The sequence below is a fragment of the Streptomyces sp. NPDC048637 genome, assembly GCF_040650675.1.
GTDB lineage: Bacteria > Actinomycetota > Actinomycetes > Streptomycetales > Streptomycetaceae > Streptomyces.
In genome coordinates this window covers 47240-59532 of sequence record NZ_JBEZHQ010000003.1, presented here as the reverse complement: position 1 = coordinate 59532, position 12293 = coordinate 47240, and the positions used below count along the sequence as shown (strand labels likewise).

Below are 12293 nucleotides of genomic sequence, written 5' to 3'. Positions count from 1 at the left end.
TCGAACGTCTGCGGAACATCGGAGGTCTGCGAAGCGCACCCGGCCCTGGCGCGAGCGGGCAGAGAACGATGAGGTGGGCTTCGACGCCGAACCACCGGACGAGGGCCGCGTGCCCGGCACCGCCCCGCGGTGGCACCGGACGGTTCGGACCGGAGCAGCGCGGACGGGAGGACTGCGGGCATGGAGTTGGAGCTTCGGCACCTGAGAGTGCTGTGTGCGATCGCCGATGCCGGGAGCGTGGGCCGGGCCGCCTCGGACCTGGGGTACTCACAGCCGGCAATGAGCACCCAACTCCGGCGGATTGAGCAGCACTTCGGCAGTCCGCTGTTCGAGCGGAACACCTCGGGGGTGGAGCTGACGCGGTACGGCACGGAGGTCCTGGCGCAGGCCCGTGACGTCCTGGCCCGTGCGGCGGCGATCGGGCGCCGGCCGGCCGCGGACGATGCACGAACCTGCCGCTCGCTCCGCCTGGCCGCGACCAATTCGCCGGTCCTGGCCGGAATGCTCATCCGGCTCCGGAGCCGGCTGCCCGATCTCGCGCTCACGGTGAGCAGTGTGTATCCGTCCTCGGAGAGCGTCGAACTCCTGGAGCACGGTGAGGTGGACGCCGCGATCGCCGCGGACTACCCCGGACGTGAACTGCGGCATTCGGCCGCCGTGGCGCACCGCGGGATCGTCACCGAGCCGTCCTTCGTCGCCCTGCCGGCCGGGCACCGGCTCCGGCACTGCCCTGAGGTGGCGCTCGCCGACCTGGCCGACGACGCGTGGTTTCTGACCCCGGACGACGGGGCCGGCTGGCCGGGAGTGTTCTACGCGGCGTGCCGGGCAGCCGGCTTCACCCCGGCGGCGGTCCACGAATTCCTGGGCGACCAGCAGCAGTTACAGAACATGATCGCTGAAGGCATCGGCGTCTCCATCGTGCAGGCGACGCTCCGGCCGATTCCCGACGTCCTCGTCAAGCCACTGGTCGGCACCCCGTTGTGGTGCCGCTATGTGCTGGCCTGGCGACGCGAGAGCGTTGCCGACGACATAGCGGAAGCGCTCTTCGGCTCCGCCGCCGCGGCATACCGGTCTCTCATCGCGCAGTCTCCGCACTTCCGGACCTGGGCCTCCCGAACCTGGAGCGTGACCAGGCCGTAGCACGCGGAACCTGGAGCGCGACCGGGCCGTAGCACGCGGAACCTGGAGCGCGACCGGGCCGTGGCGCGTTATCCGGCGGCCCCACCCATGCCTTTGGTCAACCGGACCGCACGGAACCGCCGTTCGCCCCGCGCACCGCCTCGCTGCCTCACTGCCTCACCGCCTCACCGCCAAGACCTTCAGGCCCGGATGTTATGGCGTACTCGGCCCAGGTGCTATGTCACACATTATTGTCGCCCGTCAGTGTGCGCTGAGATGGTGCCACTCACGCCTCAGCTCGATCCCGAGGCGCATCTGTCCACGAAGGAGCATGGATGCGCTACCGCCTCCCCCTGCCCAGATGTCTGGCCGGCGGACTCGCCGCCTGCGTCGCCACGGCCGGTCTGCTGACCGCGCCGGCCCTGGCGGCGCCACGCTCGCCGGCAGCCGACCGGGCCCTCACCGCGTCCCGGACCACCCCCCACTCCATACCGCCGACCGGCCCGACAGCCGGCGCGAACGAAAGGCCCGCACTGCAGGGCCGACCGCTCGGCGCCGCCCAGCTCCCCCCGCTCAGCGCGAAGAATCCCCCCACTTCTTCGACTGCGCACCGGAAGGACGGCGCGGAGCACGGCGCCGCGGCCTCCTGCAACCCGTCGGACTTCGGCAGCCGGACCGGGGCCGAGCTGGTCACGTTCGTCAAGGCCTCGACCACGGACTGTGTCAACACCCTGTTCAGCATCACCGGCACAGACGCGCGCGACGTCTTCCGCGAGGACCAGATGGTCACCATGGCCAACGCCTTCCAGAGCGGGGCGACGGCGTATCCCGGTGACAACGCGGACAATGTGCTGCAGACCGTGCTGTTCCTGCGCGCCGGCTATTACGTGCAGTCGAACCATCCGGATGATGTCGGCGACTACGGCCCGACCCTGGCAGCGGCCAGCCAGGGCAGCCTGGACGCGTTCTTCGCCAACGCGCACTCCAAGGAGGTCACTTCGGGCAACGGCGACGTCCTGAGCGAGGTCATGATCCTCACGGACAGCGCCAACGAGCAGGCCCGCTATCTGAACACCTACAAGCAGGTGCTCAGCGGCTACAACAGCTCCTACGACGACATCCCCAGCATGCTGGCCGCCGTCAACAACGTCTACACCCCTCTCTGGCGCGGGAACTGGAACCCCGCCTACGTCACGGCGGTCACGGCCGATCCGAGCATCATCGACACCCTCAACACCTTCGCGCTCGACCACCTGGACATGCTCGGCACCGACAATTCCTACCTGGACTCCAACGCCGGGATGAACGTCGCACGGTACGTCGAGCACCCGGCCCTCCGGGACAAGGTCCGGCCGCTCATGAAGGGCCTGCTGGACGCCTCGAAGATCGCCGGTCCGACCGCGCCCCTGTGGGTCACCGTCGCTTCCCAGGCCGACGCCTACGACCAGGCCAACTGCTCGTACTTCGGTGTCTGCGACCTGTCGGACCAGCTGATCAAGGCGGCACTGCCGATCACCCACAGCTGCGATGCGACGCACACCGTCAAGGCACAGTCGCTGACGCCCGAGGAGCTCAACACCACCTGCGCCAGCGTCCTGGGCCAGGGCCCGTACGTCCGCGACCTGGTGAAGAACGACGGCCCGATCCCCAACCAGTACGAATCGACCATCCAGCTCGTCGTGTTCGGCAGTCGCAACGACTACCAGACCTACGCCGGGGCCATCTACGGCGTCGACACCAACAACGGCGGCATCACCATGATCGGCGACCCGACCAAACCCGACAACCAGCCCATGTCCCTCATGTACCAGAGGAGCGACGACAACGGCTTCCCGGCCCGGATCTGGAACCTCAACCACGAGTACACGCACTACCTCGACGCCCGTGACGACATGAAGGGCGACTTCGGCCAGCAGACGTCGGTCCCGGACGTCTGGTGGATCGAGGGCCTCGGCGAGTACGTCTCGTACAGCTACCGCAAGATCACCGACGACGAGGCGGTCACCGAGGCCGGCAAGCACACCTACAAGCTGAGCACGCTGTTCCAGAGCACCTACGACAACAGCGATGTGACCCGCACCTATCCCTGGGGCTACCTCGCGGTCCGCTACATGTTCGAGAAGCACCCCGAGGACATCGCCACCATGCTCCAGCACTTCCGGACCGGCGACTACGCCGGCGGCTACGCCGTCTACAACACCGATATCGGCACACGCTACGACGCCGACTTCGACTCCTGGCTCACCGCCTGTGCCAACGGCGCCTGCGCCGCCAAGCCGGGCCCGACGACCGCGCCTTCGGCGCACCGGCCTCCGGCCCGACCGGCTACCTGACCGGCCATCTGACCGGCAGCCTCGGCCCCGGGGCTGCCGGCTCCGGGCCGAGGCGACACCACCGTCCCGGCCCGTCACGGGCCCCGCCCACAGTGTTCGGCCGACGAGAGGCACGGCCCTGCAAGCGCGCCACTCGCACACAGGTCCACCTGTGGTCGACGGTGTGTCAGGCGATATCCTTCCTCGCAGTGTCAACGGGGTGGGAGCTGTTCTGCATGCGGTTCATCTATGTCCATGGGACCGGCGTGCGTCGCAAGAAGTACGACCAGCAGTACGGGCTGCTCACCAAGGCGCTGGGTGAACGCTTCCCCAAGGCCGAGTTCGTCCCCTGTTATTGGGGCGACACATATGGGGCAACGCTCAGTGCCGAGGGCAGATCCATTCCGCCCCTCTTCGGGACGCGCGCCGCGGCCGACGACGGTTTCACCGCCGGGACGGCCGGGCCCCTGGAGCAGGAGGCGGCCGAGTGGATGCTGCTGACGACCGATCCACTGTGCGAACTGCGGGTCCTCGCACACCCGTCCGAGGCCGATGGCGGGCTCGGCCTGCCCGGTGTACGGGCTGCCGGTGAAGAGGTGGCCGACCAGCTCGCCGCCCTCCAGGACGAACCCGCCCGCTCCGACGAACTGCATGCTCTGCTCCAGGACACCGGACTTGCCCCGCATTACTCCCCCGCGCTCAAGGACGTCGCCGGGTCCACCGAGTTCACGGAAGCCTGCGCGGCGGCTGCCGACGTTCCTGCGGGCCGTGAGGTCGCAACCGCCGCAAGCCGTGCGGTCGTTGCCGCTGCACTGGCCACCGCCGGGGAGGACGCGCTGTGCACCGGTGACGAGCGCGACCGGCTGGTCGAGCTCGTCGGCGACCGGCTGGGCGGCTCGGCCCGCTTCCCGGGCGGCCGGGCCGCTGCGGTACTCGCATCGCTCGCCCTGCGGATGACCACACAGCCCGTGCTCCGCGTCGTACGCGGTCCGCTGACCCGCGGAACCGCCCCCGAGCTCGGCGACATTCTGCGCTATCAGGCACGCGGCGGCCTCCTGCGTGACTTCGTGACCCAGCTGATCACCGCGGGAAGCCGCCCCGGCAGCGCGAACGGGCCCACGGTGCTGATCGGGCACAGCCTGGGCGGCATCGCCCTGGTGGACCTGTGCGCCCTGGCTGCCGCCGAGGGCATCGAACTGCCGCAGCCGCTGCTGCTGGTGACCGTCGGTTCCCAGGCCCCGTTCCTCCACGAACTCGGGGCGCTCACCGGGCTTCCCCCGACGGCGGACGCCTTGCCCGGCGGGTTCCCGCGCTGGCTCAACATCTTCGACCGTCATGATCTGCTGGCGTTCCGCGCCGAGCCCGTCTTCCCCGATGACCCGCGCGTCGTCGACCACGAGGTGTCCAGCCGTCAGCCGTTCCCGATGAGCCATGGCGCGTACTGGAAGCTCGGCGCGGTGTACGACCGGATCGCGGAGGAGATCGAGGCCCCGGCATGACCACGGTGGACGACCCGGCCGGGCAGCACCCCGGCCGCTTCTCGACGTACCGGTGCGGCACCGGCGCCGCGATCGACCCGAGCCGCGTGTTCGCCCTTGTCGTGGGCATCGAGACATACGACGTCAGCCACCGATGGGACCTGGCCGGCGCCGCCCGGGACGCGGAGCGGTTCGCCGGGTGGCTCACCGGTCCCGCAGGGGTCCCCGCCGGCAATGTGAGACTTCTGCTGTCGCCGTTGGGCAGGCCCGGTGGGGACCGGGCCCGCAGGAAGCACCAGCGTCCGACTCAGGAGAACGTCGAACGGGCCCTGTTCAAGGAACTGCCTTCCTGCGACGGCGATCTGCTGTGGCTCTACTGGGCGGGACACGGCTATCTCGACGCGTCCCACCAGTTGCTGCTCCCCTACGCCGACGCCACGCAGAACTTCACCTCGCATCTCAACCTGGAGGCGGCGCTGCGCTGGTGGAAGAGCAACCGGCTGCCGAACGGTCGTTTCCACCGTCAGATAGCGATCGGTGACGCCTGCCGGGTGGATGCCGCCGGGGCCGCCAAGCTCGCCTTCGGACCGTCGGAGTACGGCCCTGGACGGACCGATCCGAAGCGGCGGCAGTTCCGGCTCTACGCCTCCCACGCGGGCGAGGCCGCGCAGAATCTGGCCGACCGGGGCGCCGGGCGGTTCACCGAGACGCTGTTGCAGCATCTGCAGGAGGAGACGCTCGAAGCGGCTGTGGCGAACCTGGCCGGTATCGCCCGTTCCGTCCAGACCGACCTCCAACTGCTGCGGCAGCAGGGGCTGGCATGGCAGGAGCCCCAGTTCATCATCGATCGCGACTGGAGCGGCTCCGCGATCTTCGGCGACCGCTGGAAGGACCCAGGGGACCACGGCCCCCGGGCCCCCGGCCTGGATCAGCGTGCCTGGACCGACCTGGGCACTCTGTTACGGGGACGGGACATCCCCCCGTTCACCTACGACGCCTATCTCTGGGCGTTCGAGGTGACCGGCTGTGCTCCCCCGGCCCACCGCAGCCTGCCCGCGGGCGAACTGACCGAGATCGCCCGCGACTTGGACAACAGACACGGCGGACGGCCGGATCTGCCGCTGACGCTGCCCTTCGTACGCCATCTCGCGGAACGCTCCGATGACGCCCAGTGGGCCGAGGAGGCCCGCACCTGGGTGGACGCCACCCGCAGCCGATTGGACGCCGCGCCCGTGCCCGCTCCCCCGGCCCCCGCGCCCGAGGGCACCTCACTGCACGTGCGGCTCGCGGAGGACTCAGAAGCCGACGGCGTTCTCTGGGTTCGCATGTGGCTGTACCGGCGGGCCGCGTTCGAGGCGGTGTGGGAGTCGGAACACCCGCTGCGTATGGCAGAGATCCGGACGCGCCTGGGGGAACAGCTGCTCGCCCGGTCCGCGGACCTGCCCGGGCGGATCGAGTTCCACGTTCCGCAGGATCTGCTGACCGAGGCCTTCGAGTGCTGGCGCCTGCCGATCGGCCGGCGCGGCAAGACCATCGAACTCGGCTGCCAGTACGAAGTGCTGGTGCGCTGCCCCGACGAACGCACCGGTATCACTCGTGACCAATGGCGCCGGAAGTGGCAGTGGCTCAAGCAGCACGGCGGGGAGCACCCGCGGGCGGTACGAGAGCTGTGCGATGACGATGTGTTCGCGGAACTCGCCGTCTCCCTGCAGGAACCCGGTCCGCCGGTCTGTGTACTGGCCGAGGTTTCCGACCGGCTCCTGGTGGAAACCCTGGATGCGCTGCTCGACGCCGGCGTGCCCATCGCGGTCTGGCCCCGCGGCGGCGCCACCGACGATGCCGGGCTGTCGGCGGTGCTCGCGGCGGGACGGGTGGACGGCCGCCACGTCGGCATAGACGTACGCCGGCTGCCGGCCGTCCTGAAAAGACTGCGTATCCCCGGACCGGAACGGCAGGAAGTCCGCACGTCCCCGCAGTCCCTCGTGCTGTTGTGGGACGACCCCGAGCGCGTACCCGAAAGGCGGTCGCTGTCATGAGCCCGAACCCTGCCCCTCCGCCGGAGGCCACCGAGGCCGGGCCAACGGGGCCCGGCGCCAAGGGCTGGTGGATCTACCAGGCGCCCGGCGCGGCCGCACAGCGGTGCGAGCGGCTGTCCGCACAACAGCCGCCATGGCGGGAGTTCACCGGCACCCAGGACCCGGAGTACGCCCCTCCGGGCAGCTCGGACCCGGCATGGCAGGAGACACGGCGGCGCGGCTCCGGCTACGTACCGGACACCGAGGAGAAGGACGCCGTCAACACCGCCCTGTACCTGCGGCGTCCGCTGCTCGTCACCGGCAAACCCGGAGTCGGGAAGTCGACGCTCGCGTACAGCGTCGCCGCCGATCTGGAGCTGGGCCCCGTACTGCACTGGCCGATCACCAGCAGGAGCACCCTGCGCGACGGTCTCTATCAGTACGACGCGATCGGCCGGCTGCACGACGCCAACCTCGCGCACCTGCACGCCGCCACGCCGACTGCGGCCCCCGTGAGCCGGTCCATCGCCCCGTACCTGCGCCTCGGGCCGCTGGGCACCGCCCTCCTGCCTCAGGAACGGCCGCGCGTCCTGCTCATCGACGAGATCGACAAGAGTGACATCGATCTGCCCGGCGACCTGCTCACCGTCTTCGAGGAGGGCTCCTTCGAGATTCCGGAGCTGGCCCGGATCGCCGGACAGGAGCCCGCCGTCCGCATCGGCACGCACGACGACCCGGAGCCGCAGGTGTGGGTGGAGCGGGGCCGTGTGCAGTGCCGGTCGTTCCCTGTGGTCGTCCTGACGAGCAACGGGGAACGCGACTTCCCACCGCCCTTTCTGCGGCGTTGCATCCGGCTGCACATGGAGCCGCCGGGGAAGGAAAGGCTGGCCCAGATCGTGCGACAGCGGCTCGGCCTGGACGCGAGCGCTGATGACCGCTACCGCGATCTCGTCGAAGCCTTCATCGAGCGCAGGCTGGACGGCGACCTCGCCACCGATCAGTTGCTCAACGCCGTACAGCTGCGCCTCGGCGGAGCCTGGCCGGATCCGCAGGAGCGGGAGCAGTTCCTGGAGTCCGTCCTGCAGCGGCTCACCAGCACGCCGTCCGCATAGGGCCACGGCATGATCGAGCATCTGCTGCGCGCCCTGGCGGACTCGGGCGCCGACGCGGGCTCCGAGGAACTGGCCGAGATCCTGTGGCTCGCGGCGCGCATCGACGACAGCGGCAATCGACCCGCCGTCGTCGACGACGGACCGCCGGTGGCAGCCACGGAACAGGTTCCCGCGCCCGGCACCGGACCGTCCCGCCCGGCCGGTACACACGCCGGCGAGCCGGAGGAGCTGTACCACGCCACCGCCCCGGGCCCGTCGGAGCCCGACGACGGGCCCGCACGGCGCGGCGAGGCCGTTCTGGTCCGGCGCGCCCGGGCGCTCGACGACCCACTGGGCGTGATGCGGGCACTGCGCCCGCTCGGCCGACGCTCCGCGCAGGGTGGCCGGACCGAACTCGACGAGGAACTGAGCGTCCGGAGCAGCATCGAACAGCGCATGGTGGTCCCGGTTCTCAAGCCCCTGCGCGGACGGTGGCTGGACCTGGCCCTCGTGGTGGACACCCACCACTCGATGCTGCTGTGGCACGACCTGGTGACCGAGCTGTGCCGCGCCGTCACCCAGACCGGCATCTTCCGCGATGTGCGGGTCTGGCTCCTCAGCGGCACGGAGGCGGGCGGCACGCCCACCGTGTCGCGGTCGGCGGACGGAGCGCCGCGCCGCCCCCAGGAGATCTCCGACCCATCAGGGCGCCGCCTGGTCATCGTCCTCACGGACACCGTCGCGGACGGCTGGGGCGGCACCGGCGTCGCAGCGATGCTTCGCCAGTGGTCGGCCCACGGCCCCACGGCCGTACTGAACGTCCTCCCCCGCCGCCTGTGGAACCGCGGCGCCGCTCAGTCGTCCGGCCTGCTGGTACGCGCGGCCAGGCCCGCCGCGCCCAACGCGACGTGGCGTCTGGCGCGTACCAAGCACCGCGGCCGCAGGAAGCTGACGGACACCCTCGCGCTTCCCGTCCTGGAGGCATCACCGGCGGCGTTCTCGGCCCTGGCCTCGCTGGTGGCCGGAGGCGGCCGGTGGCAGCGCATGTCCTGCCTGCTCATCGACCGGACGGAGCAGGAACTGCCGCCGCGTCCCGCGACCACTCCCACGCCCGACCTCCGGGAGAGCACTCCGGACCGGGCCGTGCGCCGCTTCCAGGCGAGTGCCTCGCCGACGGCCCAGGAACTCGCGGGCTATCTCTCCGCGGTGCCGTTGACGCTGCCTGTCATGACGCTCGTACGCCGGGCGATGCTCCCGCGTTCGGAGCACGGCCACCTCGCGGAGGTCGCCCTGGGCGGGCTGTTCAAGCCGTGGCAGGACGGCCTCGGTGACTTCGATGCGGACCGCTTCACCTTCGACTTCCTGCCCGGCGTACGCACGGCGCTCCTCGGCTCCCAGCTGCGGCGGGACATCACGACCGTCCAAGAACTCGTCCGGCGTCAGGTGGCGGCGTACGTCGACCGGCAGAGCGGGCCGAGCGGAGACTTCCCGGCGACGCGCGTCGGCGCGGACGTGCCACAGGACCGGACGGTCGAGCCGAGCGCGATCCCGTTCGCGCGGCGCACCACGCCGGGAGCAGACACGGGGATCGGGGTGCCACTGGATGAGGTCACCGACCCGCTGGCGTTCGGCGTGCATCCGGCACTGCCCGACGAAACTCCCGGGCTGCCGGTACTGCCCACCTACGTGGAACGGGAGCACGACCGAGCACTGGGCGCACTGCTGGCGCGGGCGGCCGCCGGCGAGAGCCTGATCGTCGCTCTGGTGGGCCACAGCTGTGCCGGCAAGTCGCGTGCGGCATGGGAGGCGGTGCGCCGGCTGCCGCCGGGCTGGCGCCTGTGGAGCCCGCGCGACGCGGCCGAGACCCGGGACGGTCTGCGCCGAGTGGGGCCGCGCACGGTGGTCTCGCTGGAGCCCCGCGACTCGTACGAAGGGTGGGCCGACGACTTCGCGGCCGTCGTGCGTGACCCGGCCCGGTCGCCCGTGGTGTTCCTGGTCAGCCAGTGGCCGGAGCAGTACCACAGGCACCCTTCGGGGCACGCCCTTCACGTACCCGATGTCTTCAGGGAGGACGAACAGGAGGCGCTGCGCACCGCGGCCCTGTCCGATCCGCGGATTGCCACGGCCCTGCAGCAGGCGCCCGATGGGGCGATCACCCGTTTCCTGAGCGGTGCGGCCGAGGTCGCCACCCTGCGGCCTGACACCTCACCAGCCGCAGGGGCCGTCGTGCGGATCCACAACGGGGCACACACGGGTACGGGCGTGCTGACAGGCGACGGCCATGTGCTGACCACCGCCCGGCCGATCTGCGAAGCATCCGTGGACGAGGGAGCGGAGATCACGGTGAGTTTCCCTTCCACGGACCGCCGTTGCACGGCCCACGTGGTCTGGTCCGACCACTCGCGCGATCTCGCACTGTTGGGCGTCTTGGACGCCCCGGAGCCGGCCATGAGCAATGCCCAGGCTCCGGTCTTCGCGGACCGTCCCCCGGAGCCAGGCGCCGAAATCGAAGTACTGGGCTTCCCACCTGCCTCGGGGCAGACCGATGTTTTGCGGGTCGCAGGCCCGTTCTCAGGAATGACGTCGCGCTACCGCTTCCCCTTGATGAAGAACATGATGCGGCAATCCGGCCCACCGATACCATCGCCCTCGTCCGGCTCTCCGGTCCTGGACTCCTCCGGTCGCATCATTGCGTTGGTGTCGTGGGCGACGAAGCGCCCGCGCCCGATGGCGACACCTGTCATCGGCTTCGACCCCAGCCGTCCCGATGGGGAACGCCGCCGCTCCTCCGCCGGGACGGTCTACGAGATGGTGCGCCGGCGCGTTCGGCATCATCTGCCGCCCCACGTGTACGAGGGCCGTATACGCGCCGAGAACGAACGCCTGATCTTGGCATTCGTACGCTTCCTGGCCGCGCGTATCCCTGCCCCGGCCTGGACAGCGGCCGGCCGGCCGCACTACTTGCGGAGCGATGCGCCCGACACCTACGAAGCCCTTGAGCGCGAACTGGCAACCGACCTGCGGACGTTCCTCGAAGCGGACGGGCTGAGCCTCAAGGCCTCACAGGTCGATCGCGGCCCCGATTTCTACTGCGGATCCGCTCCGGGCTGGAGCGGTGCACCACTTGAGGTGGCCGTCAACCGTGGCGGGCCGAGGCCTACCCACGCGATGTGGCCAAGGCAGGCCGGCATGCTCCAGCACGACACCAAGCCGCAAAGCCGCGCACTCTCCCCCGTCTCTTTCCTCCTCGAACTCGACCTCACGGAGGATCAGTTCACGCTCCCTCCGTTGTCGCGCTGTGTCTCGGTGGCCGGCACCGATCGCCCGGGCCCAAACGCCGCCGAATCCTGCGTGGTCGTCCTGCGGCTCCCCGCACGCCAGACGGACTCCGGACCCGTCGAGCCGGCGATCGCGCCCGAAGCCCTGTTCCCCGAGGGGTGGAGCCTGCCCGACGAGCCGGAGGAATACGAGCCGGAGGCGTACGTACCGGACGACGAGCCGGAGGCGTACGTACGCCCCGGCGGCAATCCGTCCAGCGAACTGGACCGCAACGCCTTCGGTGAACTGGACCACTATCCCTTCGACGACCCGGACCGCCATCCTTTCGACGACCCGGACCACCATCCTTTCGACGGTCCGGACGACAACCCCTTCGACGATCAGGACTACGAACTGCCGGTCTCTCTCGACATGGCCGTGCGCGACGCCGTGGTATCCGCCTGCGAGAACCTGGTCGGACAGGAGGTTGTCGGACCTCTCGACGACTATGAGCGCCAGACCCGGGGCTTGGGCCTGAGCGGCATCGGTGTACCAACGGATGTGGAAACCATGACGGTGCAGGACGTCACACCGGATCTCGCAAGCCTGCATTGGAACGCACACGAAGCGTACGAACACGGCACAACGGTCGGTGACCTGACCGTGGACGTGCAGATCACCATTGAGGGCTTCATGCAGAAGGCGGACTTCTACATCACCGCGGAGGAGTTGCTGCTGCTCGATGACGACTGGAACGAGCACACCGTGTGGATCTCCCTGGTGCGTGACGCCGTGCTCACATTCCATGTACAGATCGAGACCGCCACCAGCGAGGTGGACCTGGAATTCACCGGCACAAACCCCGAGGGTGGCACGCACCACGCGTAGACGCTCCCTCGCGTCAGGGCGCACACACCGTCAGGGCGCACGCACGACGAACCCTCCGGCCGCAGTCTTGGCCGTTGGGTGTCGAGTCCCTGCCCCGGCGCACCTCGAAGTCCATGAGCGAAGCCGACCGCA

General features: G+C 70.1%; 6 protein-coding genes. All 6 read left to right on the top strand.

Annotated features, from left to right (window positions below; genetic code table 11):
* The first annotated feature begins 180 nt into the window (after window positions 1-180).
* The 6 genes from AB0C46_RS05460 to AB0C46_RS05435 all read left to right on the top strand — a co-directional run bounded on the left by AB0C46_RS05460 (window position 181) and on the right by AB0C46_RS05435 (window position 12161).
* Window positions 181-1140, top strand: coding sequence for a LysR substrate-binding domain-containing protein (locus AB0C46_RS05460; protein WP_362825885.1), 960 nt, complete (start codon window positions 181-183; stop codon window positions 1138-1140).
* 314 nt (window positions 1141-1454) lie between these two features.
* Window positions 1455-3452 carry a collagenase gene (locus AB0C46_RS05455; protein WP_362825883.1) on the top strand — a complete coding sequence of 666 codons (1998 nt, stop codon included), beginning with the start codon at window positions 1455-1457 and terminating at the stop codon, window positions 3450-3452.
* A gap of 188 nt (window positions 3453-3640) precedes the next feature.
* The gene (locus AB0C46_RS05450; protein WP_362825882.1) at window positions 3641-4930 is read left to right on the top strand and encodes a hypothetical protein; all 1290 of its coding nucleotides are present in this window, start codon (window positions 3641-3643) and stop codon (window positions 4928-4930) included.
* Window positions 4927-6945: a hypothetical protein gene (locus AB0C46_RS05445; RefSeq protein WP_362825881.1), complete on the top strand. Its 2019-nt coding sequence runs from the start codon at window positions 4927-4929 to the stop codon at window positions 6943-6945. Before AB0C46_RS05450 ends, AB0C46_RS05445 begins: the two co-directional genes overlap by 4 nt.
* A complete protein-coding gene (locus tag AB0C46_RS05440) occupies window positions 6942-8036 on the top strand; it encodes a MoxR family ATPase (protein WP_362825880.1) in 1095 nt (364 codons plus the stop codon). Before AB0C46_RS05445 ends, AB0C46_RS05440 begins: the two co-directional genes overlap by 4 nt.
* A gap of 9 nt (window positions 8037-8045) precedes the next feature.
* The gene (locus AB0C46_RS05435; protein ID WP_362825878.1) at window positions 8046-12161 is read left to right on the top strand and encodes an SAV_2336 N-terminal domain-related protein; all 4116 of its coding nucleotides are present in this window, start codon (window positions 8046-8048) and stop codon (window positions 12159-12161) included.
* The last annotated feature ends 132 nt before the right edge of the window (window positions 12162-12293 follow it).

Excerpts from the sequence above, each read along its gene's own strand:
- AB0C46_RS05460 (WP_362825885.1), top strand. The coding sequence starts at position 181 with ATGGAGTTGGAGCTTCGGCACCTGAGAGTGCTGTGTGCGATCGCCGAT.
- AB0C46_RS05455 (WP_362825883.1), top strand. The coding sequence starts at position 1,455 with ATGCGCTACCGCCTCCCCCTGCCCAGATGTCTGGCCGGCGGACTCGCC.
- AB0C46_RS05445 (WP_362825881.1), top strand. The coding sequence starts at position 4,927 with ATGACCACGGTGGACGACCCGGCCGGGCAGCACCCCGGCCGCTTCTCG.
- AB0C46_RS05440 (WP_362825880.1), top strand. The coding sequence starts at position 6,942 with ATGAGCCCGAACCCTGCCCCTCCGCCGGAGGCCACCGAGGCCGGGCCA.
- AB0C46_RS05435 (WP_362825878.1), top strand. The coding sequence starts at position 8,046 with ATGATCGAGCATCTGCTGCGCGCCCTGGCGGACTCGGGCGCCGACGCG.